Origin of the sequence: Vibrio sp. RC586, from assembly GCF_000176715.1 — a bacterium.
Lineage (GTDB): Bacteria > Pseudomonadota > Gammaproteobacteria > Enterobacterales > Vibrionaceae > Vibrio.
Map to the genome: position 1 here is coordinate 574,245 of NZ_ADBD01000013.1, position 23,299 is coordinate 597,543.

A 23,299-nucleotide genomic window follows, 5' to 3' on the forward strand; every position below is an offset into this window, starting at 1 on the left:
TTGTAATCCATTGAGCAACAGAGGTGGCGTGGTTATAACAATTTCAGGCTAGAATGTCGAAATATGTGAAAAGAGTGGGAAGATAAAATGGAGTTAAAACACTTAATGGATTGGGTGAATCGCACCCCTGCCCTGTTTCAAGCCAAAGCGCCTTTAGTTGGCAAAGCACCATTTAGCAAAACAACGCGAGAAACTTGGCCTGACTACCAAGGAAACCCACGCTTAGGTTTTCTTTATCAGCATCTCTGTGCTCAATTATTCACCGCAACCCCATTTTACAATGCCGTTTCAGAAGAAATTCAGTTAATTGATGAGGGTAAAACGGTTGGTTCATTGGATTTTTTAGCTAAAAACCGTAAAACAGAACACTACGAGCATTGGGAAGTGGCCATCAAATTCTATCTGCTTCACCAAGGGCTATGGTACGGACCTAATCCTGAAGACCGTTTGGATATCAAGCTCGATTATATGCTTAACCAACAGCTTTCTCTGTCTCAAAACCCTCTATTTCTAGAAAAACATCCATTATGGGCCGGGGCATCACAACACTTACTAATGCAAGGCCGTCTTTATACTAATCCTTTCTCTGATGAGCCAATTCCGACGGATTGCCTTGGTTACACGCTCAATGCAAGCCAAATTCAAGGTTATTGGTGTTTTCAGCGTGAGCGACATTTAATTGATGAACCTTTGTATCTGCTTGAGAAAGCAGATTGGTTGACGGGACGTCAAACTAATTCTGAACGTTATAATGAACACGTAGAAGAGTTTATGCATTGCCAATCTGAATCAGGGAGGTTCTGGTTTATCGTGCCTGATCAGTGGCCGAATATTTTAGCGTTATAAAAGTAAAGGGGCGATATCATCGCCCCTTATTCATCTCATCACAATTGATTATAAACCCGCATCTTTAAACACTTGGTTTACAATCTGCCGCGCTTCTGACTCAATCTGTTTCAAGTGTTCGGTGCCTTTGAAGCTCTCACAATAAATCTTGTAGATATCTTCAGTACCAGAAGGGCGTGCCGCAAACCAACCGTAGTCCGTAGTCACTTTTAGGCCGCCAATCGCCGCGCCATTACCCGGTGCATGAGTCAGACGAGCCGTGATCGGATCTCCTGCTAGTGTTTGTGCAGCAACCATTTCAGGAGACAGTTTTTTCAGTATATTTTTCTGTGGGCCATTCGCCACAGCTTGAATGCGGCTATAGTGAGAGTCACCATGTTTTGCCGCCAGCTCATCATAATACTGCTGCGGGTTCTTACCCGTTACTGCAGTAATTTCAGCTGCTAGCAAACATAGAATGATACCGTCTTTGTCGGTGGACCAAGGTGTCCCATCTTGACGCAAGAAAGAGGCACCTGCGCTCTCTTCTCCGCCAAAACCAAAACGACCAGAGTACAAACCATCGACAAACCATTTGAAGCCCACTGGCACTTCACACAGTTCACGATCTAGATCGGCAACAACTTTATCAATCATGGCGCTGGAAACGAGCGTTTTACCCACCGCAACATTCTCTGCCCACCCCTTACGGTGGCGGTACAGATAATCAATGCATACCGCGAGGAAGTGGTTAGGATTCATCAAACCTTTTGGCGTAACAATGCCGTGACGATCGTAATCAGGATCGTTGCCAAAAGCTAAATCGTACTCATCTTTTAGCGACAGCAAACCAGCCATTGCATAAGGTGAAGAACAATCCATGCGGATCACGCCATCTTTATCTAATGACATGAATTGGAAGCTTGGATCAATGGCTTCACTGACCAGCGTTAAATCGAGTTTGTAAGCTTTGCCAATTTGACGCCAGTAATCGATACCACTGCCACCCAGTGGATCAACACCCATTTTGAGCTTGGCTTTTTGAATTGCAGCCATGTCGATCACATTGACCAGATCATCAACGTAAGGCTTAACCAAATCGACTTGCTTGAGTAAAGAAGATTGTTTTGCCAAAGCAATCGGCATGCGTTTTACACCAACAAGCTGCTGACTGATGTAAGCATTAGCACGATCTTCAATCGCTTGGGTTAGCTCACCTTCTGCAGGACCACCGTGTGGTGGATTGTATTTGATACCACCGTCTTGTGGTGGGTTGTGCGAAGGCGTAATTACAATACCGTCTGCTTTATCTGAATGCTTCAGGTTGTACGTTAAAATGGCGTGTGAAATGCCTGGGGTTGGAGTGTAACCGTTATTTTCTTGAACAATCACTTCGATGCCATTGGCAATCAACACTTCTAGAACGCTGCTAAATGCAGGTTCAGACAGCGCATGAGTATCTTTACCAATGAAGATCGGACCGGTCACGCCATGCTCACGGCGTACATCCGCTACCGCTTGTGCAATCGCAAGAATATGATGTTCATTAAAGGTAGTTTTATCCGCAGTACCTCGGTGTCCCGATGTACCAAATTCAACTTTATGCGCCGTATTTCCAGCTTCTGGCTGGAGTAGGTAATAATTTGCAACTAGCGCAGGGATATTGTAGAGATCCTCTTGTCGCGCCTTTTGTCCTGCACGAGGGTGCATAGCCATAGTGACATCCTTTCTTTAAATTTCACATAAAATAAAACCTCATAATAGCGGCGTAACGCTGCACATTATGAGGCTTGAATCAGAGTTTTGGGCTGTAATCAGCAAAAATCAAATAGAATGGGTAACTTTCTCAATAATGTCGCTCGGGAAACCCATACGCACCATTACCTGTTCCACCATTTGTTGCTTGCGGCTGGTATTGTTATTGGTGATCACCCAAAACGGTGTATTAGGAATCGCTTTCGGTTTGGTGGTTTGCCCACTGGCTAACAAAGTCTGTTCATTATCTGCAAAATAAACACGCTTACGACCTTTCACCATAGTCGCTTCAGAAAAGCTCGCAGAGTCGATGCGATGAAGAGTAGACAGCACCAGCATAAAACGGTCGATCGCATTCTTCAGGCCTGCAAATTCATCGGAAATCAGCAGTGAACGCATCTCTTTCACACCATCAATTTTGGTATCTAACGCTGCGTCTTTGCTCACCACAATGCCTTTAGGCTCAACAACAGGTGTAGCAGTGGCTAACTCACTACCATCCACATTGAGAAGACGACGCAAAATATCGGAGGCACTTTCACCAATATGCAGAGTCTGGCTCGCAATGTAACGGTATAGATCCTCATCAACCTCAATTGTTTTCATTCGCTTTTCACAATCTCTATGTTTAAACTTTCGGGGATTATAGCGAGATCTTTACTGAGACTCTACGTTAAACCAATCACTAATAAGATAAAATGTCAGCACTTCTAAATTACAAACTAGAGGGCAATGGACAGACTGTTGTTCTGATCCACGGTCTATTCGGCAGCTTAGATAATCTGGGCTTGCTTGCGCGCGATCTAAAAAACGATCATCAGGTACTGAGTCTGGATCTTCGTAACCACGGGCTCTCCTTCCACAGTGATGAACACCACTATGCGCTGATGGCACAAGATGTGAATCAGTTACTTGAGCACCTTAACCTCAATTCTGTCATTGTGATTGGCCACTCGATGGGCGGTAAAGTGGCAATGAAATTAGCCGATATCGCGGCACCGAAAATTCGCCAATTGGTGGTTTTAGACATGTCGCCCGTCGCTTATACCCAACGTCGTCACGATAATGTGTTTGCCGGACTGGATGCCGTGTTAGCGCAGAAACCAACGTCGCGCAGTGAAGTGATGTCAATTCTTGCTCAACATATAGAAATGGAAGGTGTACGCCAGTTTCTCGGCAAATCTTTGATGTCGGATCAGAACGTGATGACATGGCGTTTCAATGTTGCAGCTTTGAAAGCACATTATGCGGAAATTCTCGGATGGGACATTATCGCCAAATGCCAAATTCCCACCCTATTTATCAAAGGTGCGGATTCCGATTATCTGACTACTCAACATCAGCCTATGGTTCAGTCCCAATTTAGCCAAGTTAAAGCCCATGTGATTGCCAACACAGGTCACTGGTTACATGCAGAGAAACCAGCTGAAGTGCTGCGTGCCATACGCAAGTTTATTGATGTTCCCGTACCCGACAAACAAGTGTGAATTGAGAAACATTCGGCGCATTAACTTTGTCGGATAACAGTGGTATAGTGCGCGCAAGCAATTTGGCATAAAGGAATATCATGCTTTACGACTATATGAACATGTTGGAGTCGGTGGGACTCGATCTGCTGTTTGCTTCGATCTTTTTCCTGATCGGCATGGCAATTAAAGATGTGTTGAAACAAGGCAATGTTCCGGCTTTCGGGCGTCGTATTGTGTGGTTAGTTCTCTTTTTAGGGTGCGCAGGCTTTGTCGCCAAAGGCATAATTCAATTGACTTGGGAAGGCAGTGGGCTAGGTTAAGCTCAACAAGGCTTCGCAACATAACAATCTAAAGGTAATGACTCTATGGCAAGTGTAGGTATCTTCTTTGGCAGCGACACCGGCAACACCGAAGCAATTGCAAAGATGATTCAAAAACAACTCGGTAAAAAACTCGTTCACGTACAAGATATTGCCAAAAGCAGTAAAGAAGACATCAATAACTTCGACCTGCTGTTGTTGGGCATCCCAACTTGGTACTACGGTGAAGCACAGTGTGACTGGGACGATTTTTTCCCTGAGCTGGAAGCCATTGATTTCTCAACTAAGCTTGTGGCTATTTTTGGTTGTGGCGACCAAGAAGATTACGCAGAGTACTTCTGTGATGCGATGGGCACTGTTCGTGACATCATTCAAGCTAAGGGTGCGACGATTGTCGGTCACTGGCCAACAGAAGGCTACGATTTCGAAGCATCTAAAGCTCTGGTTGATGAAAACCACTTTGTCGGTCTGTGTATCGATGAAGATCGCCAACCTGAACTGACTGAGCAACGCGTAACCAAATGGGTTAACCAAGTTTATGAAGAGATGTGTCTCGCTGAACTTGAAGACTAATTTTCAGTATTAAACTAAAAAATCCCCTGACCTACAGGGGATTTTTTATCTGTGAATTCGCCCAATCCCAAAAATTACCAGAACCAGTGTCCCACCCAAGGGGCAATCACCACAGTCACCATGCCCGCCAGCATCATCACAACGCTTGACACCACACCTTCTGAATTACCAATTTGATAAGCTTTTGCAGTGCCAGCGCCATGTGCTGAAGCCCCCAAGCTAGCCCCTTTCCCCAAGCGAGAGCGAATAGAAAGTACCGTGAGGATTACCTCACCCACGGCCATGCCGATTACCCCTGTCAGTACCACAAACAGTGCGGTTAGATCACTTTGCCCACCAATCGATTTTGTTGCTTCCACCGCAAAAGGAGTCGTGATCGAACGCATAGCGAGACTGCGCTGTAACAACTCAGGAAGATGAAGCCAACGCGCCAATAATACCGTACTCGAGATCGCCATAAAAACAGACACCATGACCCCTACGGACAAGGATAGCCAGTGCTGGCGCAATAAACTTCGGTTATCGTAAACCGGAACCGCAAAAGCCACCGTGGCGGGACCAAGTAACCATAAAAGCCAGTGTGCATCCGCCATATACGCTTGGTATGGAATGTGGAAAAACATCACTACGGCAACTAATAGAAGTGGAGCCAGTAACAATGGCATGAGGAATAAACTGCGTTTACGCCGATAGAGAAACTTACTCGCGTAGTAAAACAACAGCGTTAACAAAAAACAAAATAGGCTGAGCAAGGAAGTCGACATGAATTTTATTTCTCCACGCTGCGAGCCAGAGCCATTTGACGACGTTTACGTTTGGCTAAAACCAGCTCAACTCGATGCATTTTATCAACAACCCAAGCCGTACTAGCGATCACCAAGATGGTACTCACCACGAGCACCACACCTATTTTCATCCCTTCTTGTCGCATCAAATCTTGGTAATTCACCACCGCCACTACGGCAGGCACAAAAAACAGCAGCATTTCTGCCAATAGCCAACTAGCTCCACGGCGAAACCATTCCACATTCACCACTTTAATCACAACAAGAAGTAGCAAAAGCAGCATACCCGTTAGATTCGCTGGTAAAGGCAAATGAAACTGAGTGACCAACCAATCGGAGAAAAACCAAATCAGTGATAGGAGTGCTACTTGAATAATGATCAACAGGCTATGCTTGAGCGATTGCATGGAAATTGCCTTAAAACAATGAGAACTAAGTCACATTGTATTCTTGAGCAATACCGGCATAAAATGACTTAAATTTATCGAATTCATGCCATTTAGGCATACAAGAGGTAACACATGGATATCCGGGCTCTGCGCTACTTCGTTGAATTAATCAATCAACAAAGTTTTACCAAAGCGTCTGAACGCCTGTTTGTGACCCAACCTACCATCAGTAAGATGATCCGTAATTTGGAGCAGGAGTTAGAACAGCCGCTATTGCATCGAGAAGGCCGACGTTTTTGGCTGACTGAAGCGGGGGAAATCGTCTATCAAAGAGCACAACAGATTTTGACTCAAATGCAGCAATTAGAAGCGGAACTGACAGACCTTAATCAGTTACAGCGCGGGCATTTACGTCTGGGGATCCCGCCCATGGTTGGGCATGTTTACGCACGGCTTTTCCGCCAATACCGCCAAACTTACCCCAACGTAGAATTAACCGTGGTCGAATATGGTGGACGCAAAATAGAGCAAGCGATACTGGATGGCGAGATTGACGTAGCAGTGACCATGCTTTCTCCTAATCAACATCCCGATCTCAACACCATTGCTCTCGATCATTACCCCATTTTTGCTGTGGTGCCAGATATTCCCCGTTGGCGTGAACAAAATACGCTTCGTTGGACGCAACTCAGCCAAGAGCCGTTCTATCTGTTTACCCATGAATTTACTCTAAGTGACCACATTGATACCTGTTGCCAAGCTGCGGGCTATACGCCACAAGTCGCCGCACGCAGTAGCCAGTGGGATTTTTTGGTCGCATTAGTCAAAAGCGGGGTTGGCGTGTGCTTTATTCCTGCACCACTTTGCCAAAGAATTCAAGGGGATGGAGTTTTAATCTACCCTATTACTCCCATCATAGATTGGCGTTTGGGCGTGGTTTGGCATCGTGAACGTTATGTTTCAAAAACGGCAGAAGCTTGGATTGCCTTATGCCGCCGTCAGAGTCTCTAACTCACTCAATACACTCGATAGAACTCTCGCGGTATTGCGGTTTTTTGCGTACATACAGTTTACGCTGCACTTCAGACACAACTTCTCCCTGGGCATTTTTGACATGTACAATGAACTCTGGAAAGCATTTATCACCTTCTGCCGTTGAAGCCAGAATCCAATCTAACATCTCTTGAGTTATGCGAAATTCTGCGAATAAATCGGTATCGCCCGGTTTAATAAAGTTAATGCTCGCCTCTTTATCCCACACGTAATAACGCTCACCCAATATTCCCATCAGCATCAAGGCATAAACCGGATCGGTCAGTGAAAAAATACTGCCGCCGTATTGAGTCCGGTTGGCGTTTTTATTCCACCAACGCAATTTCAAACGAATGGTCACTTCACGAAAATCGGCACTGATCGCGTCAATATGGATTCCTGCCCCCCAAAAAGGAGGCCAAAAGTTTAGTGCCCACTTCACAATATTCGGTTGATAAAGCTTAGAGAGTGTTTTATTCATACCCTGAGTGCCCTAGACTTCGGTTGAGACAGTCGCTGGCATGGATAGCCAGTGCTGCCGTATATTCATATCATCATTGTTAAATAATTGTAACTGGTAAGAGCACTTTGTTCAGTGATTTGACTCGACTTTGCAGGTTTCCCATTAACCTCTTGAAGTTCGTGGTTTATTGTTCGCGGTGACTCACCTATAATGCAGAGCAACATTGACTTCTGTTATACCCAAACGAATTGAGATGCAGGTAAACGGCAAGTGAGTGACACTCACTGACGAAGCTCGTAAAGTGGGTTTAGCAACACAGCCAATGCGATGGCAACCTCAAGTAGAACGGATGTATCACTGCAGAACATCAACAGGAAAGTATATGTCAGACAATAACCAAGCGCTAAAGGATGCTGGTCTTAAAGTTACCCTCCCACGGCTTAAGATTTTAGAAGTTTTACAACAGCCAGAGTGCCAACATATTAGTGCTGAAGAGCTGTACAAAAAGTTGATTGATCTCGGCGAAGAGATTGGTCTTGCCACAGTGTACCGAGTTCTCAACCAATTTGATGATGCAGGTATTGTGACGCGCCACCACTTTGAAGGCGGCAAGTCAGTTTTTGAACTTTCAACGCAACACCATCACGACCACCTAGTGTGTCTTGACTGTGGTGAAGTGATCGAGTTTTCTGACGATGTTATCGAGCAACGTCAAAAAGAGATTGCTGAAAAATACAATGTACAACTGACTAACCACAGTCTGTATCTGTATGGAAAATGTGGTAGCGAAGGCAATTGTAAAGACAATCCTAACGCTCATAAGCCAAAGAAATAATCGCTTATTAAGCAATAAAAAACCCACCAAGCGGTGGGTTTTTTATTGCTTATGCCATGGACCGCGCTACTTAGAAATAGTCACGCACTAACAGCTCTGCAATTTGTACCGCGTTGGTTGCTGCACCTTTACGCACGTTATCTGCCACTACCCATAGGTTCACACCGCTGTGATGGCTGATATCATTACGCACACGACCAACCAATACATGGTCTTTACCACCAGCATCACGCACTTGAGTTGGGAAATCTGCGCCGCGGAACAGCTCAATACCATCGGTTTGATCCAGCATGTCCATCACTTGCTCAGCATCGATCGGAGCACGAGTTTCCACATGTACGGCTTCCGCATGACCATAGAATACAGGCACACGTACGCAAGTTGGGTTGACCATGATGGAAGGATCATTGAAGATTTTCTGGGTTTCCCACACCATCTTCATTTCTTCTTTGGTGTAACCGTTGTCCATAAACTGATCGATTTGTGGAATACAGTTAAAAGCGATTTGCTGACTAAAGGTATTGGTTTCCGCTGGGTAGCCATTGAGTAGTTTAGCCGTTTGACCTGCTAGCTCATCAATCCCCGCTTTACCCGCACCAGAGACTGATTGGTAAGTCGTCACATTGATACGCTCAATACCCACCGCATCGTAAATCGGCTTCAGTGCCACCAGCATCTGGATGGTTGAGCAGTTAGGGTTAGCAATGATGTTGCGATTACGAAACTCAGCAATTGCCTCAGGGTTCACTTCAGGAATCACCAGTGGAATATCGTAGTCGTAACGGAAATGCGAGGTATTGTCGATCACCACCACACCCGCTTCAGCAGCGATTGGAGCCCAATGCGCCGAAAGCTCACCACCCGCTGAAAACAACGCGATATGAGCTTGTGACCAGTCAAACTCTTCGACATTTTGTACACGCACCGTCTTACCGTTGAAACGATAGGTTTTACCCTCACTGCGCTCACTCGCAAGCAAGAAAAGCTCATCCACAGGAAACTCACGCTCCTGCAGCACTTCCAACATGGTTTCGCCTACTGCGCCCGTTGCGCCAAAAATGGCAACATTAAATTGTTGGCTCATCACATACCTCTACTTGAAAACCGAGTTTAGCCAAAGGTGCCAAATGACAGTCGGCGCCTCCAGCTAGTGTCACCGCGCTATATTCACGTCTGTCCCAATAGTGTTTGCGCATTAAATCAAACGCTCCGGGGTGGTGAATTTCACGGCGAAACAGTGCGTCATCTTTACGCACATCGTAAATAATTTGGGTCAGCGTATGCAGCGTTTCTTCATCCCATGCCCGGTCTAAGTAAACCCTAGGCACGGGGGCTTTAGGCAATAGACTTGCAGGGTTTGCACAATGTGCATTACCGAGAAACTCGCAGTAGCTGTTAAAAATCATCGTCGTGCCACGCGCCTTACCTTCAAGACCATAACCAGCAATGTGTGGAGTGGCAAAGGCCAGTAGCGGCAGCAATTCCATATCCACTTGCGGTTCAAACTCAAACACGTCTAACACGGCGGTAAAACCATCGCCTTTTTGTAAACGCGCTTTAAGCGCCGCGTTATCAACCACAGGGCCTCGTGCCGCATTAATTAAAATTTGGTCACTGCGTAATTGCTCAAGAATCGCTGCATCAATCAAATGATGAGTCGGCCACTCACCTTCGCGTGTGATGGGCGTGTGCAAAGTGATCACATCCGACTCTTTAAGTAAGGTTTCCAGCTCGGTAAATGTTCGCTCATCACTTTGTATTTGCTTAGGGGGATCATTGATCAGCACTTTAATTCCGATGCCAGAGAGGCATTGCGCGAGATAGCTGCCGACTTGACCTGCGCCGATGATGCCTACCGTTTTATCGAAAACCGAGAAGCCTTGCTGCTGCGCCAGTACCATCAGCACGCTGAACACGTATTCCGCGACCCCCACTTTGTTACAGCCTGGTGCAGCCGTGAAGAAGATGCCACGTTCAGCCAACAGCGTTTGGTCAACATGATCCATCCCCGCCGTTGCGGTACCAACAAACTTCAAGCGATTCGCTTTAGCGAGCAGAGCCTCATTCACTTTCGTTACCGAACGAATCATTAAGGCATCAATATCAATTAGATCATCAGCGGTTAAAGTACGGCCAGGTTTTAAGATCACTTCGCCAAGCTGACTAAACAGCGCTTGTGCGTAAGGCATGTTTTCATCAATCAGAATTTTCATAGTGGGAATTTGCGGCAATCAAAGTTGCAGGCATTGTGCAGAAAAGCGCGGAGGCTGTCGAGAATAAAAATACCCGACGACCTAAGCCGCCGGGCAAACATCCAGAACAAAAGGATCCTATCCCGCTCTCCATGGGACAGAGTCTGCGTCTGTTCGATTAGCGATACTAATCTGTTCTGGAAACTATGATGGATCTAGTGCGCTTAACCTTGGTATTTTTTGATAACCAAAGTTGCGTTTGTGCCACCAAAACCAAAGCTGTTAGACATTACTGTAGTCAGCTCTTGCTCACGCATTTCCGTTACGATATCCAAACCATGCGCCGCTTCATCTAACGTTTCAACGTTAATGCTTGGAGCAATAAAGCCGTGGTGCAGCATCAGTGTTGAGTAAATCGCTTCATGTACGCCAGCTGCGCCCAGTGCGTGACCAGTCATCGCTTTGGTTGCAGAAATCGCAGGGCTGTTGCCCGCAAACACTTCTTGGATTGCGCCAAGCTCTTTCACATCACCCACTGGGGTTGAAGTGCCGTGCGTGTTGATGTAGTCAATCTTATCAACGCCTTGCATTGCCATTTTCATACAACGTACTGCGCCTTCACCCGATGGAGCAACCATGTCGTAGCCATCCGATGTCGCGCCGTAACCAACAATTTCACCGTAAATTTTTGCGCCGCGAGCCAGTGCGTGTTCCAGTTCTTCAACCACAACCATACCGCCGCCGCCAGAGATCACGAAACCATCACGATCCGCATCGTAAGTACGTGACGCTTTTTCTGGTGTTTCGTTGTATTTGGTTGATAGTGCGCCCATCGCATCAAACATCATGGTTTGTGACCAGTACAGCTCTTCACCACCACCGGCAAACACGATGTCTTGTTTACCCAGTTGGATAAGTTCCAGCGCGTTACCAATACAGTGTGCAGAAGTGGCACACGCAGAACTGATTGAGTAGTTTACGCCACGAATTTTAAATGGGGTTGCCAAACACGCAGAAACAGTTGAAGACATGGTACGTGGCACCATGTAAGGGCCAACGCGCTTCACGCCTTTTTCACGCTGGGTATCCACCGCGATAACTTGGTTTTCAGAAGACGCGCCACCAGAACCGGCAACGATACCCGTACGGTCGTTAGACACTTGCTCAGGAGTGAGACCCGAATCAGCAATCGCTTGCTCAAGAGATAGGTATGCATACGCAGCCGCATCACCCATAAAGCGCATTTGCTTACGATCGATATGTTCTTCCGGGTTGATTTTTAAATCACCCCAAACCTGTGAACGCAAACCATGCTCTTTAAACTGTTCAGAGGCGGTGATGCCTGACTTGCCAGCTTTTAGTGAGGCCAAAACTTCTTCGACGTTGTTACCGATACTCGAAATAATACCCATACCGGTGATGACGACTCGTTTCATGTAACATTCCTATTATGTAAATTTGGCTAGATGATATCGAAGAAGAATAACAGAAGTGGTCAGCTTTCCCATAAATTCGTACAATCTCGACCCATATTCAGCCTGATTTCATAGAGTTTGTTCATTATGTCATCCATTTCTCACGCCCAGCTCGGCTGGAACGAAGCAGGAACTCCCGTCTCCGATCAATTTGACGATGTCTATTTCTCTAACGTCAATGGTCTAGCCGAGACACGTTATGTGTTCCTTGAGCAAAATCATCTCCCACAAAGATGGCACAACGATGACCAAAGGCGATTCGTGATTGCAGAAACAGGCTTCGGTACTGGCCTGAATTTTCTGGCGGTTTGGCAAGCCTTTGTGGAGTTTCGCCAAGCCAACCCAGATGCCAAACTCAAAGAGCTGCATTTCATTAGCTTTGAAAAATATCCGCTCAGTAAACACGATTTAATCCAAGCGCATCAGGCGTGGCCGGAACTGGCAGAATTCGCGCAAAAACTGCATAAGCACTACCCGTTAGCGATTCCAGAATGCCAGCGGATTGTGTTGGATGATGGACTCATCACGCTCGATCTCTGGTTTGGGGATATCAAAGACTGCCTGCCGAAAGTGGCGACACAGGAGCAAGGTTTAGTCGATGCATGGTTCCTCGATGGCTTTGCTCCCAGCAAAAACCCAGAAATGTGGAACCCAAACCTGTTTGCAGGTATGGCCAAACTGGCGAAAAATGGCTGTACCTGCGCTACCTTTACTTCGGCTGTTTTTGTACGCCGCGGCTTGATTGACGCTGGCTTTACGATGAAAAAAGTCAAAGGTTTTGGCACTAAGCGCGAAATGATTGCCGGCAGTCTGAATGAGAAGGTTCCGTACACCAATATTGCGCCCGAATTTCGTGTTGAAGCCACTCACGACCTACGAGATGTAGCAATTATTGGTGGTGGAGTCGCTAGTGCCACCCTCGCGACAACACTAGCCAAACGTGGTATCGCAGTAACTCTTTATTGCGCAGATCAAAAACCAGCGCAAGGTGCATCCGGTAACCGACAAGGCGCGGTCTATCCACTACTCAGTGGCGATCACAACGCTGTATCACGAGTGTTTGCTCCAGCCTTTCTGTTCGCGCGTCAATTTATTGAACAAGCGACGGAGCAGATAACCTTTGACCACGATTGGTGCGGTGTTACCCAATTAATGTGGGATGAAAAGGCCAGCCAAAAGCTCACTAGCATGCTTGAGGGCAATTTCCCAGAACAATTAGTACATGGTTTATCCGCAGAGCAAACCAACCAGAAAGTCGGCGTGCCAGTGGATCAAGCCAGTGTGCATTATCCGCTCGGCGGCTGGCTCTGCCCTGCAGAACTGACTCAAGGATTAATCCATCTTTTAGCGCTGCAAGGCAAGCTCACCGCGCATTATTCCACTTCGATTGATGCCCTGACTTGGCAGCCAGAAACACAGCAGTGGCAGTTACACTGCGGCGATAAGGTAATGCAGCATCAGTGCGTAGTGATTGCCAGTGGCCATCAGTTTGACAGCCTGTCACAAACCGCTCACTTGCCACTGGGTAAGGTGAAAGGTCAGGTCAGCCATATTCCGACCACCGACACACTCAGCAAAATCAATAGCGTGCTCTGTTACGATGGCTATATGACTCCGGTCAGCCAACAAAATGGACATCACTGTATTGGGGCAAGTTATGATCGCCAGCACCTTGATGCGACTTTTGATCCGCAAGCACAACGCGAAAATGCGCAAAAGCTGATTCACTGCCTGCCGGAGCAAACCTGGCCATTAGAAGTGGATGTCAGCGGCAATCAGTCACGCCAAGGCGTACGCTGTGTCAGCCGCGATCATCTGCCTTTTGTCGGCAATGTCGGCCAATTTACCAAAATTACTGAGCAATACCGAGATTTAGCTCAGCAAGCAGAACCTGAGCCTATTCCACTCTATCCGCAACTTTATGCGTCTGTCGGGCTCGGCTCGCGCGGTTTAAGTAGCGCACCACTCATGGCCGAACTTCTCGCTTCACAAATGTGTGGTGATCCTCTGCCATTGGGCGTCGATTTGTTGGAACAGTTGCATCCTTGCCGCATGTGGGTTCGAAAGCTGCGCAAAGGAAAGGCTCTGACTCAGAAAGCTTAATCTAGCCCCCTTCAATCTACTCAAAAACAAAGCCTCGCACTGCGAGGCTTTGTTCATTTAGGACTTAATACTTTTTTTTGCTTAAGCTGACAGCTTAGCCACCGCCGCTTTGAGTTCAGCCACGATTTCAGGGTTAGTCACCGCACCTTGTTCTAAATCAAAGTTGTCATAGAAGCTAGGAACAGAAACTGAAGCTTTCACGTTACCACCAAAGAAAGGCGCTGAAGCGGTTGCCGCGGCAAGAACAGACTTTGCACCACCTGGGCCTGGAGAAGTAGACAGGTACACCGCTGGTTTATCACCAAACATCGCGCGATTGATACGGCTTGCCCAGTCGAACAAGTTTTTGTACGCCGCTGGGTAATGGCCGTTATGCTCAGCAAAAGAGATAACGTATGCATCGGCTTGAGCCAGATCGCGCAAGAAACCTTGAGCACCTTCTGCTTGGCCGATCTCTTTTTCCAGATCTTCGTTAAACATAGGTACGGAGTAATCGTTGATGTTGAGCACTTGGACTTGTGCGCCATCAACAAGGTTAGCCGTAAAGGTAGCAAGTGCTTTATTGATAGAGGTTGAGCTGGTGCTAGCACCGAAGGCAATGATTTTCATGGTGTTTCCCCCTGACTAATGTTAAGCAAAGATTAATCGGGAAACAGATATGCAACAAGCCTGATTTTTGTACTTAGTTGTTCAGAAAGTTTGAACAACTTTCAGGCTATCGATGTGTGAGAAAAAACTTGGGGAAATCTATCAAGCCACCGCTTTACAGGCGGCGGCTTTAGCCATAAAGCCTAATGGTTCAGTTAAGCTTGTGCGGCAAGCTGCTGCCAAAGTTGGGCTACAATGGCACGATCAGCTGGGCTCAATTCAGAGCGTGCCGCTTCTAAACTTTCTTCAATACGCTGCTTAAATGTATCAAGCTCAGTCACGCCTTCCTCTTCACACTGCGCAGCAGAAAGTGAAATGTGCCCACGTAAGTATCCACCCGCAAACAGTTCGTCAGTAGACGCGTTTTCTACTTGAGCATCAATCAGTTCCAGAAGTTTTTCTTCAAATTCAATAATCATCAGGTTCTCGTTATTTCGTAAACGGTTTTTCACAAACGGTCATTTAACCGTAAAGTGCTCTGGCGACAAGACCGGAGTGTGGTAAAAGGCGCGTAACGCATCCGACAGCATTTTCACTCGTAGCGGCAACCCTTGTTCAAGAATATTGAGCACTTCGCGGTGGACTTTGGTCATAAATGCGAGACGGTCTGGCTCAAAATCTCCGTTGAGGTTGTCACAACTCACAGTAAAGGGGAAGCCTGCGCTCATCGCTAGAATCCATTCATACGCTTGCGGGCGGATTTCCACTTTTTCAAACTCCGCCTGCACTTGCGCGGTACGGCCATCCGGCTCATACCAGTAACCAAAATCTTCCAACAGACGTCGCTGCGGCCCTGCAACACACCAGTGGGCAATCTCGTGCAAGGCAGAGGCATAAAAGCCACGTGCAAAAATGATCCGGTGATAACTCACTTGCTCATCGGCCGGTAAGTAGATCGGCTCATCGCCGCCCAACACTAATTTGGTGTCGTAGTCGCGGTAAAAAGTCTGGTTGAAAATTTCAATTAAGTCTTGGTATTGATGGTTCATAGTACATGGTAAATGTTGGTGACGGCATGCATTCTGGAGGCTTTTTCTCATCGGGTAAAGAGCTAAGCCTCACACAGAAGATGGCTATTAGGAAAACGTTTGAGTGAGACCAATAATACATTCATTAGTTTTACTAATTCAAATCACCTTCACCTTATAAAAAATCATTGTTTATTCTCTAAGATAAACTCTAAAATTTCGCCTTAATTTTTCTATACCAAACTACTTGGAGTTGCAGGTAGGCGGCAAGTGAACTCATCCCTATGAGCATAGATAAGCTATGTGATTAGAGGGAGTGAACGCAGCCAACACCGCTGCAACTTCAAGTAGGAAGAGTATATCCTCTGCTGTTGAATGAGGTGATACATGCTGCTGAGTATTTTGTATGTCATTGGGATCACGGCGGAAGCCATGACCGGAGCGTTGAGTGCAGGCCGTCGCAAAATGGACTGGTTTGGCGTAATGCTAGTCGCCAGCGCAACCGCGATTGGTGGTGGCACAGTGCGCGATATTTTGCTTGGTCACTACCCTTTAGGTTGGGTAAAAAATCCTGAGTATCTTGCAATTACTTGTGTGGCTGGCGTACTGACCACTTGGGTATACAAGTGGGTGATCAAACTTAAAGGCTTATTTATTCGTCTTGATGCGCTAGGCTTGATTGTGTTTTCAATCATCGGCACGCAAGTGGCAATGCGCATGGGCTTGCACCCAGGCATCTGTTTGGTTTCTGCGGTTGTGACTGGTGTGTTTGGTGGTTTGCTACGCGATTTGATCTGCCGTCAGCCACCCTTGGTATTGCATGAAGAATTGTATGCGTCGATTGCTCTATTGGCATCGGGACTGTATCTGACCCTACTTGAGTTTGGTGTTAGTGACGTAGTGAGCACCGTGGTGACTCTCGTGGTGGGTTACACTCTGCGTATGGCAGCAGTGCGTTTTAAATGGCGTCTGCCCTCTTTCCATTTGGAAGCCGAGAACTCGATTCACTAACCATTCCTTATCTATATTCGATAAGTCGTGGATATGATAACGCCCTCAATTGAGGGCATTATTGCATTCAAAGCTATGAACGCTAAAGATAAAGCTAGATTTTCGGTGTTGCTGTCATGACACCGTGGTTCTGACCACGATGACGCAGCAGATGATCCATCAGCACAATTGCCAACATGGCTTCTGCGATGGGTACTGCGCGAATGCCGACACAAGGGTCATGGCGACCTTTGGTGATAAGCTCGGTTGGCTCACCGTTAACATCAATCGTCTCACCCGGCACGGTAATGCTGGAAGTCGGCTTCAGGGCGATATTGGCTACGATATCCTGCCCGCTAGAAATGCCACCTAAAATGCCACCCGCATGGTTAGAACGGAAACCTTGCGGAGTGAGAGGATCACGATGTTGGCTGCCTTTTTGGCGCACAACATCAAAGCCATCACCAATCTCTACCCCTTTCACTGCGTTGATGCTCATCAACGCATGGGCAATATCCGCATCCAGACGATCAAACACAGGTTCACCCAATCCAACCGGAACGCCTGTCGCAACCACTTGGATTTTCGCGCCAATCGAATCGCCTTCTTTTTTCAGCTCACGGATCAGCTCATCAAAGGCGGCCACTTTATCAACATCAGGGCAGAAGAAATCGTTGTTTTCAATCTCATTCCAGTCCACTTTATCAATCGCGACATCACCCATTTGCGACAAGTAAGCACGCACTTCAATGCCAAATTCTTGCTGTAGGTATTTTTTGGCAATCGCTCCCGCCGCAACACGCATGGCGGTTTCACGCGCCGATGAACGGCCACCACCGCGATAATCACGCACACCGTATTTTTGATGATAGGTGTAGTCCGCGTGTCCGGGACGGAACTTATCTTTGATATCTGAATAATCTTTGGAGCGTTGGTCGGTGTTCTCGATCAAAAGCCCAATCGATGTGCCTGTGGTTTTGCCTTCAAACACGCCTGAGAGAATTTTGACTTCGTCCGGCTCACGACGCTGAGTGGTATAGCGTGATGTGCCAGGGCGACGACGGTCGAGATCCACTTGTAAATCCGCTTCGCAGATAGCCAGCCCCGGTGGGCAACCATCCACAATACATCCCAGTGCGATACCGTGACTTTCTCCGAATGTGGTGACTCGGAAATGTTGTCCGATACTGTTTCCTGCCATGACTTCCTCAATGCACAGTGAAACTCGAGTTTCACTGATTAACTGTTCTTCGTGGCTTCATAGTGGCGTTAATACTTTGTGATGTAAAGTCCTAAAAATGACCAGATTCGACCATTTTCACGGGCTAATGGTGTTATTCACCACCTTAGCCAAGGTTTTTCGGCTAACTGTGCACTATGAAAAACGCCGACTCAAAGGTCGGCGTTGGAATAAGTTCAGCGTGTCATCATTAATCTTTGTACAGCGCGAAATCCGCAGCACAATCGATAAGTTGCTCACGAGTCAGCAAAAATACGCCGTGACCGCCATTTTCAAACTCTAACCAAGTAAATGGAATGTGTGGATACTGCTCCATCATGTGCACCATCGAGTTGCCCACTTCACACACCAGAATCCCGTTCTCTTTCAGGTAAAGTGGCGCATTGGCCAGAATACGGCGTGCCAGTTTCAAACCATCACTACCCGCTGCAAGGCCAAGTTCAGGTTCATGACGGAACTCACTTGGCAGGCTATCCATGTCTTCTTGATCCACATAAGGTGGATTGGTCACGATCAAGTCATACTGCTCTTGCGGCAGATCGCGGAACAGATCGGAACGGATTGGGAAAACTTGCTGCTCTAGACCATGGTCTTGAATGTTTTGCTCTGCCACTTGCAGCGCATCCACTGAGATATCAATCGCATCCACTTCGGCTTCAGGGAAAGCATTGGCACAAGCAATCGCAATACAGCCGCTGCCGGTACACAAATCCATGATGCGCGTTGGCTCTTCAATCAACCAAGGTTCAAAACGGTTTTGGATCAATTCACCGATCGGCGAACGTGGTACCAATACACGTTGGTCAACAAAGAATTCAAGGCCACAGAACCACGCTTTGTTGGTCAGGTACGCGACCGGAGTACGATCGTTAATGCGTTTGATCACGCGTTCTACCACACGCAGGCGCTCGCTGCTGGTCAAGCGCGAACTCAATACATGCGGAGGCACATCAATCGGCAGATAGAGCGTTGGCAGAATGAGTTGTACCGCTTCATCCCAAGCGTTGTCCGTGCCTTGACCATAAAACAGGTTAGCAGCGTTAAATCGACTCACAGTCCAACGAATCATATCTTGCAAGGTATGCAGTTCAGAAACCGCTTCCTCAACGAAAATCTTATCCAAAATTGCCTCCAAAAAGCGCTACAATACCGCGTCATCCATTTACAGTAACAAAAACACGTCACCCTAATGAGCAAAAACGATCACCGAATTACCCATAACAAGAATGATAAAGATAATCTTGACGACGATTTCTCACTGTTTCGTGACGAAGTAAAGGGCGTAAAAAAGTTGCGTCAGGATACCATACTCCACGCACCAAACAGAAATCCCAAGCAAAAAGAAATCCGCCGTACCGAGCGTGAAGCTTCCGACAACGATTTCTATTTCTCAGATGAGTTTATGCCCCATCTGAGTGATGAAGGCCCAACGCGTTACGCGCGTGGTGATGTCTCCAAATATGAAGTGAAACGGCTACGCCGTGGCGTGTATGTGCCCGATGTGTTTTTGGACATGCATGGCATGACCCAACAAGAAGCGAAGCGTGAATTGGGGGCGATGATTGCCTACTGCTTAAAAGAGAATGTGCATTGTGCTTGCGTGCAGCATGGCATTGGCAAGCACATCTTAAAACAGAACGTTCCACTATGGTTGGCGCAGCACCCCGATGTGCTGGCATTCCACCAAGCGCCACTTGAGTTTGGTGGTGATGGCGCACTGCTGGTGCTGCTGTCGATTCCCGAAAAATAGAGAATCTTTAGTAACGCATATCCGGTGGGATCGGCATATTCTCTTCATTGAGCTTCGGCCGCTGACCACCTTTACGGCGATACTGTTTTAGCTGGAACACGAACGCCAGCACTTGTGCGACCGCTACGAACAAGCCATCTGGAATTTGCTGCTCAAGCTCAGTGGTGTGGTATAACGCTCGTGCCAAAGGCGGAGCAGGAACAATCGCAATGTCGTATTCCCGCGCAATTTCACGGATTTTTAATGCCATATGATCCACGCCCTTGGCAATCACTACGGGCGCTTTATCGGTATTTTGCTTATAACGTAGCGCGACCGAGAAGTGCTCCGGGTTGGTGATGATCACGTCCGCCTGTGGCAGTGCAGCCATCATCCGCCGCTGCGCCGCTTCACGTTGCAGCATACGAATACGCCCTTTCACCTCAGGTTTACCTTCGGTGTCTTTGTATTCGTCTTTCACTTCCTGCTTGGTCATTTTCAGTTGGTTAGCGTGTTGCCAAATCTGAAACGGAATATCAATCGCCACCACCACCAGTAATGAACAACTGATCAGCAATACAAAGTTGAGCAGGATATCGAGCGCATGGAAGATGTTTTGCGGGTAGACATCTAAACTGAGTTGGAATAGATCTTTTTGTGAGGCTTCGATGAGATAGAAAGCTACCCCCGCCACCAACATGACTTTTAGAATCGACTTGAGCAGTTCAACCCAGCTTTGCATACCAAACATCCGCTTAAACCCACTCAGTGGATTCATTTTGGACAGTTTGGGCATTGCCGCTTCTGCGGAAAAATTAATTCCCCCGATCCCTGCTGCACCAATCAATGCCGCGGTAAACAAGGTAATCAAAATCATCAGCAGAGGTAGCAGCAAATTAACCAGCGCCCCACCTATGATATCGAACAGTTTCCCGACATCGAAGATTTCTTCTCGGCTGAGCGAAAACAGCCGCTGCATAGCCGTGAATAGACCTTGGGCTAAGGCTTCGCCAAACCACATCAAGGAAACCGCACCTACTACTAATACAGAGACAGAAGCCAACTCCTTCGAACGTGCAACTTGGCCTTTTTCCTTGGCCTGCTGCAACCTTCGGGGGGTGGCTTCTTCGGTCCTTTCTTGGCCGTCGGATTCTGCCAAATCAGCCTCCTAACAATTCAAGCGAATGAGACGACAGATCTGCTCTTCCGTCTCTTGCCAGTAGATTTCGTAATGAGTGTACAGGCCGCTGAGTATGTACCAACACAGTAACAGACCAACGAGAAGCGCAAACGAGAAGCCGAGCGAAAAGATGTTGAGCTGCGGCGCAGCACGAGTCATCACCCCAAATGAGAGGTTCACGGTGAGCAGCGCAATAATGCCGGAAAGCGATACCGCAAGTGAGGCTTTAAACATAATGCCAAGCCACAAGGCTAACTCGCGATAATCGACCGTAGTGAGTGAACCGCTGCCAATCGGCAAGCTTTTAAAGCTGAACACCACCAGTTGGATCATTTTTAAATGGCCATCACTGGAGAGGAAAAACAGCGTGGCCAACAGCATAAACATCTGACCCAGTAACGGTGTATTTTGTCCGTTGGCAGGGTCAACCATGGAGGCAAAACCCAAGCTCGATTGCATACCGAGGATTTGGCCAAGCATGACAAAGATTTGCACCAAAAACTGAGTCACCATGCCCATTGCCATGCCAATTACAATTTGTTCAAAGGTGATCATGAATCCTTGCAGTGAGAGCAAGGCAATATCGGAAGGCACCGCAGGAATCGCCGGCATCACCGCAAAAGTCAGGGCCAACCCCAAATAAAGACGCACACGCGCAGGCACAAAGCGCGCACCAGTAACCGTCATCACCATCAACATGGCCGCAATACGCGTGTACGGCCAAAAATAGTTAGCGATGAAATCGAGGACGACACTGGCTGGATACTCCATAAGTGCTCCTAGTACAGAACCTGTGGCAAGCGCTCAATCATGCTGTAGAAAAAGTCCATCAGCATTTGCGTCATCCAATGCCCAAAGAACATCAGCGCTAATAAGGTGATGATCAAACGCGGTAAAAAGCTCAGCGTCTGCTCGTTAATCGAAGTGGCTGCCTGAAAAATGGCGACCACAAGACCAATCAGCAAGCTAGGGATGATGATGGCACACACCATAATCAACACTAGCCAGAGTGAATCTTTGAACAGTTCGACAAATATCTCTGGTGTCATGTGGCTCCCCCACTACAAGGCAAAACTGCCCGCCAAGGTCGACAGGATCAAGTTCCAGCCATCCACCAACACGAACAACATCAATTTAAAAGGTAAGGAAACAATCATTGGCGAGAGCATCATCATACCCATCGCCATCAGCACTGAAGCCACGACCAAGTCGATAATCAAAAACGGCAAAAACAGCATAAAACCAATCTGGAACGCGGTTTTCAGTTCCGAGGTGATAAAAGCAGGAATGAGCACCGCCATGGAGACTTGCTCCGGAGCAGTCACTTGAGCGCCCGACATTTCAACGAAGGTTTCCAGATCTTTGACTCGGGTCTGCTTGAGCATGAAGGCCTTCATTGGCTCTTGTGCTAAATCGAACGCTTGCCGTGCAGAGATCTGCTCATTGAGATAAGGCTGCACCGCTTGCTCATTAATCTGGTTAAACACCGGAGCCATAATAAAAAACGTTAAAAACAGCGCAATACCAATAATCACTTGGTTGGAAGGCGTTTGTTGCAAACCCATGGCTTGCCGCAGGATCGACATCACCACCACGATACGAGTGAATGAAGTCATCAAAATCACCATGGCAGGCAGGAAGCCCAACATGGTCATCAGTGCCAGAATTTGTAGATTTATCGAGTAATCTTCACTGCCATCCGGATTGGTGGTCATGGTGAACGCAGGAATGCCACTTCCCCCACTGCTACTGCCCAACGCGATGGTTTTGGCGTTACCTTGTTCTTTTTCAAGTGCCGTGACAGTGACAGAAGATGCCCCCGCCGCAGTCGATGGAATTCCGGTATTGAGTGGTTCTTCAGCAAAAGCGAGCGAAGCAAAACCTAGCATGCCGGAGAGCAGCCAAGTGAGTAACCCAGTTGTCAACCAAGAGGTCAAATTAAGTCTTTGAGTCCGTTTCATTTTTTTTCAGTAGCTGCATCAACTGGTTGGAAAAAGGCGTTGCTGGCAGCTCCTCCTGTGTGAGTGGATGATCGAGTTTGGCTAGCAGTTGAATCGACTGAGTGGTAACGCCAATCAAATACTGCTCTTCTCCCACTTGGATGATCATCACCCGCTCTCGGGTACCAACGGGCAACTGTTTGACAATACTCAATCCTTTCTGCTGACCAAACGCGGGAACACGCATCCGTTTGAGCAACCAAGCCAGTAAAAAGATCAGGGCAAGAACGAACAAAAGCGACCCGAAAGTGGTCGCCAAATCCAGTTGGCTGCTGGTTGAAGCCAACCCAGGAACAGGGAGAAGAATCAGAGCGGCCAATTTGCGCAT

General features: G+C 47.3%; 27 protein-coding genes. 9 read left to right on the top strand and 18 right to left on the bottom strand.

Annotation, left to right across the window (positions count from 1 at the left end):
- Positions 1–87: 87 nt before the first annotated feature.
- The gene (locus VOA_RS03015; RefSeq protein WP_000420688.1) at positions 88–846 is read left to right on the top strand and encodes a DUF1853 family protein; all 759 of its coding nucleotides are present in this window, start codon (positions 88–90) and stop codon (positions 844–846) included.
- 48 nt (positions 847–894) lie between these two features.
- Here VOA_RS03015 and pgm read toward each other — a convergent pair whose 3' ends face one another.
- Positions 895–2,541 (bottom strand): phosphoglucomutase (alpha-D-glucose-1,6-bisphosphate-dependent), encoded by a 1,647-nt coding sequence (gene pgm / locus VOA_RS03010; protein ID WP_001240744.1) that lies wholly within the window; start codon positions 2,539–2,541, stop codon positions 895–897.
- 108 nt (positions 2,542–2,649) lie between these two features.
- Complete coding sequence (seqA, locus tag VOA_RS03005) at positions 2,650–3,186, bottom strand: replication initiation negative regulator SeqA (RefSeq protein WP_000848404.1); 537 nt, start codon at positions 3,184–3,186, stop codon at positions 2,650–2,652.
- Between the two features lie 92 nt (positions 3,187–3,278).
- Here seqA and VOA_RS03000 point away from each other — a divergent pair, with 92 nt between their 5' ends.
- The 3 genes from VOA_RS03000 (at position 3,279) to fldA (ending at position 4,942) form a co-directional block, all read left to right on the top strand.
- A complete protein-coding gene (locus VOA_RS03000; RefSeq protein WP_001275045.1) occupies positions 3,279–4,067 on the top strand; it encodes an alpha/beta fold hydrolase in 789 nt (262 codons plus the stop codon).
- Between the two features lie 80 nt (positions 4,068–4,147).
- Positions 4,148–4,369: a DUF2788 domain-containing protein gene (locus VOA_RS02995; RefSeq protein WP_000965049.1), complete on the top strand. Its 222-nt coding sequence runs from the start codon at positions 4,148–4,150 to the stop codon at positions 4,367–4,369.
- Between the two features lie 45 nt (positions 4,370–4,414).
- Entirely contained in the window at positions 4,415–4,942 is a 528-nt protein-coding gene (fldA, locus tag VOA_RS02990; protein ID WP_000179036.1) for a flavodoxin FldA, read from the top strand.
- A gap of 74 nt (positions 4,943–5,016) precedes the next feature.
- Here the strand turns inward: fldA and VOA_RS02985 are convergent, their stop codons facing one another.
- Complete coding sequence (locus tag VOA_RS02985; protein WP_000107907.1) at positions 5,017–5,706, bottom strand: LrgB family protein; 690 nt, start codon at positions 5,704–5,706, stop codon at positions 5,017–5,019.
- Between the two features lie 5 nt (positions 5,707–5,711).
- Positions 5,712–6,134, bottom strand: a complete 423-nt coding sequence (locus tag VOA_RS02980; RefSeq protein ID WP_001191087.1) for a CidA/LrgA family protein — start codon at positions 6,132–6,134, stop codon at positions 5,712–5,714.
- A 114-nt stretch (positions 6,135–6,248) separates the two neighbouring features.
- Here VOA_RS02980 and VOA_RS02975 point away from each other — a divergent pair, with 114 nt between their 5' ends.
- Positions 6,249–7,127, top strand: coding sequence for a LysR family transcriptional regulator (locus VOA_RS02975; RefSeq protein WP_000354566.1), 879 nt, complete (start codon positions 6,249–6,251; stop codon positions 7,125–7,127).
- Position 7,128: 1 nt separating this feature from the next.
- Here VOA_RS02975 and VOA_RS02970 read toward each other — a convergent pair whose 3' ends face one another.
- Entirely contained in the window at positions 7,129–7,629 is a 501-nt protein-coding gene (locus tag VOA_RS02970; RefSeq protein WP_001044397.1) for a DUF4442 domain-containing protein, read from the bottom strand.
- Positions 7,630–7,993: 364 nt separating this feature from the next.
- Here VOA_RS02970 and fcrX point away from each other — a divergent pair, with 364 nt between their 5' ends.
- Positions 7,994–8,446 (top strand): ferric iron uptake transcriptional regulator FcrX, encoded by a 453-nt coding sequence (fcrX, locus tag VOA_RS02965; RefSeq protein WP_001282828.1) that lies wholly within the window; start codon positions 7,994–7,996, stop codon positions 8,444–8,446.
- Positions 8,447–8,516: 70 nt separating this feature from the next.
- Here the strand turns inward: fcrX and VOA_RS02960 are convergent, their stop codons facing one another.
- The 3 genes from VOA_RS02960 to fabB all read right to left on the bottom strand — a co-directional run bounded on the left by VOA_RS02960 (position 8,517) and on the right by fabB (position 12,074).
- Entirely contained in the window at positions 8,517–9,530 is a 1,014-nt protein-coding gene (locus VOA_RS02960) for an aspartate-semialdehyde dehydrogenase (RefSeq protein WP_000082621.1), read from the bottom strand.
- Positions 9,514–10,659 (bottom strand): 4-phosphoerythronate dehydrogenase, encoded by a 1,146-nt coding sequence (locus tag VOA_RS02955; protein WP_000697480.1) that lies wholly within the window; start codon positions 10,657–10,659, stop codon positions 9,514–9,516. The genes VOA_RS02960 and VOA_RS02955 overlap by 17 nt, the downstream gene beginning before the upstream one ends.
- 203 nt (positions 10,660–10,862) lie before the next feature.
- The gene (gene fabB, locus VOA_RS02950; protein WP_000832706.1) at positions 10,863–12,074 is read right to left on the bottom strand and encodes a beta-ketoacyl-ACP synthase I; all 1,212 of its coding nucleotides are present in this window, start codon (positions 12,072–12,074) and stop codon (positions 10,863–10,865) included.
- A gap of 126 nt (positions 12,075–12,200) precedes the next feature.
- Here fabB and mnmC point away from each other — a divergent pair, with 126 nt between their 5' ends.
- Positions 12,201–14,216 (top strand): bifunctional tRNA (5-methylaminomethyl-2-thiouridine)(34)-methyltransferase MnmD/FAD-dependent 5-carboxymethylaminomethyl-2-thiouridine(34) oxidoreductase MnmC, encoded by a 2,016-nt coding sequence (gene mnmC / locus VOA_RS02945; RefSeq protein WP_000095136.1) that lies wholly within the window; start codon positions 12,201–12,203, stop codon positions 14,214–14,216.
- An 81-nt stretch (positions 14,217–14,297) separates the two neighbouring features.
- On the opposite strand, the gene VOA_RS02940 is transcribed toward mnmC, so the two are convergent.
- The 3 genes from VOA_RS02940 to VOA_RS02930 all read right to left on the bottom strand — a co-directional run bounded on the left by VOA_RS02940 (position 14,298) and on the right by VOA_RS02930 (position 15,853).
- Positions 14,298–14,825 (bottom strand): NADPH-dependent FMN reductase, encoded by a 528-nt coding sequence (locus tag VOA_RS02940; RefSeq protein ID WP_000690956.1) that lies wholly within the window; start codon positions 14,823–14,825, stop codon positions 14,298–14,300.
- Positions 14,826–15,019: 194 nt separating this feature from the next.
- Positions 15,020–15,283 carry a YfcL family protein gene (locus VOA_RS02935; RefSeq protein ID WP_000582712.1) on the bottom strand — a complete coding sequence of 88 codons (264 nt, stop codon included), beginning with the start codon at positions 15,281–15,283 and terminating at the stop codon, positions 15,020–15,022.
- A gap of 39 nt (positions 15,284–15,322) precedes the next feature.
- Positions 15,323–15,853: an elongation factor P hydroxylase gene (locus tag VOA_RS02930; protein ID WP_001016507.1), complete on the bottom strand. Its 531-nt coding sequence runs from the start codon at positions 15,851–15,853 to the stop codon at positions 15,323–15,325.
- A gap of 366 nt (positions 15,854–16,219) precedes the next feature.
- Between VOA_RS02930 and VOA_RS02925 the strand changes: the two genes are divergently transcribed.
- The gene (locus tag VOA_RS02925; RefSeq protein ID WP_000927102.1) at positions 16,220–16,843 is read left to right on the top strand and encodes a trimeric intracellular cation channel family protein; all 624 of its coding nucleotides are present in this window, start codon (positions 16,220–16,222) and stop codon (positions 16,841–16,843) included.
- Between the two features lie 94 nt (positions 16,844–16,937).
- On the opposite strand, the gene aroC is transcribed toward VOA_RS02925, so the two are convergent.
- Together aroC and prmB are read right to left on the bottom strand one after the other, a co-directional pair.
- Positions 16,938–18,023, bottom strand: coding sequence for a chorismate synthase (aroC, locus tag VOA_RS02920; protein ID WP_000918428.1), 1,086 nt, complete (start codon positions 18,021–18,023; stop codon positions 16,938–16,940).
- 229 nt (positions 18,024–18,252) lie between these two features.
- Positions 18,253–19,185, bottom strand: coding sequence for a 50S ribosomal protein L3 N(5)-glutamine methyltransferase (gene prmB, locus VOA_RS02915; protein ID WP_000357779.1), 933 nt, complete (start codon positions 19,183–19,185; stop codon positions 18,253–18,255).
- Positions 19,186–19,251: 66 nt separating this feature from the next.
- Between prmB and smrB the strand changes: the two genes are divergently transcribed.
- Positions 19,252–19,812, top strand: coding sequence for an endonuclease SmrB (smrB, locus tag VOA_RS02910; protein ID WP_000041518.1), 561 nt, complete (start codon positions 19,252–19,254; stop codon positions 19,810–19,812).
- Between the two features lie 7 nt (positions 19,813–19,819).
- Here smrB and flhB read toward each other — a convergent pair whose 3' ends face one another.
- The 5 genes from flhB to fliO are packed head-to-tail and all read right to left on the bottom strand — an operon-like array spanning position 19,820 to position 23,299.
- Entirely contained in the window at positions 19,820–20,950 is a 1,131-nt protein-coding gene (gene flhB / locus VOA_RS02905; protein ID WP_000840981.1) for a flagellar biosynthesis protein FlhB, read from the bottom strand.
- A gap of 9 nt (positions 20,951–20,959) precedes the next feature.
- The gene (gene fliR / locus VOA_RS02900) at positions 20,960–21,742 is read right to left on the bottom strand and encodes a flagellar biosynthetic protein FliR (RefSeq protein WP_000456296.1); all 783 of its coding nucleotides are present in this window, start codon (positions 21,740–21,742) and stop codon (positions 20,960–20,962) included.
- A gap of 8 nt (positions 21,743–21,750) precedes the next feature.
- Complete coding sequence (fliQ, locus tag VOA_RS02895) at positions 21,751–22,020, bottom strand: flagellar biosynthesis protein FliQ (RefSeq protein WP_000187049.1); 270 nt, start codon at positions 22,018–22,020, stop codon at positions 21,751–21,753.
- Positions 22,021–22,032: 12 nt separating this feature from the next.
- Entirely contained in the window at positions 22,033–22,932 is a 900-nt protein-coding gene (fliP, locus tag VOA_RS02890) for a flagellar type III secretion system pore protein FliP (protein ID WP_000831832.1), read from the bottom strand.
- Positions 22,910–23,299: a flagellar biosynthetic protein FliO gene (gene fliO / locus VOA_RS02885; protein WP_001228187.1), complete on the bottom strand. Its 390-nt coding sequence runs from the start codon at positions 23,297–23,299 to the stop codon at positions 22,910–22,912. The genes fliP and fliO overlap by 23 nt, the downstream gene beginning before the upstream one ends.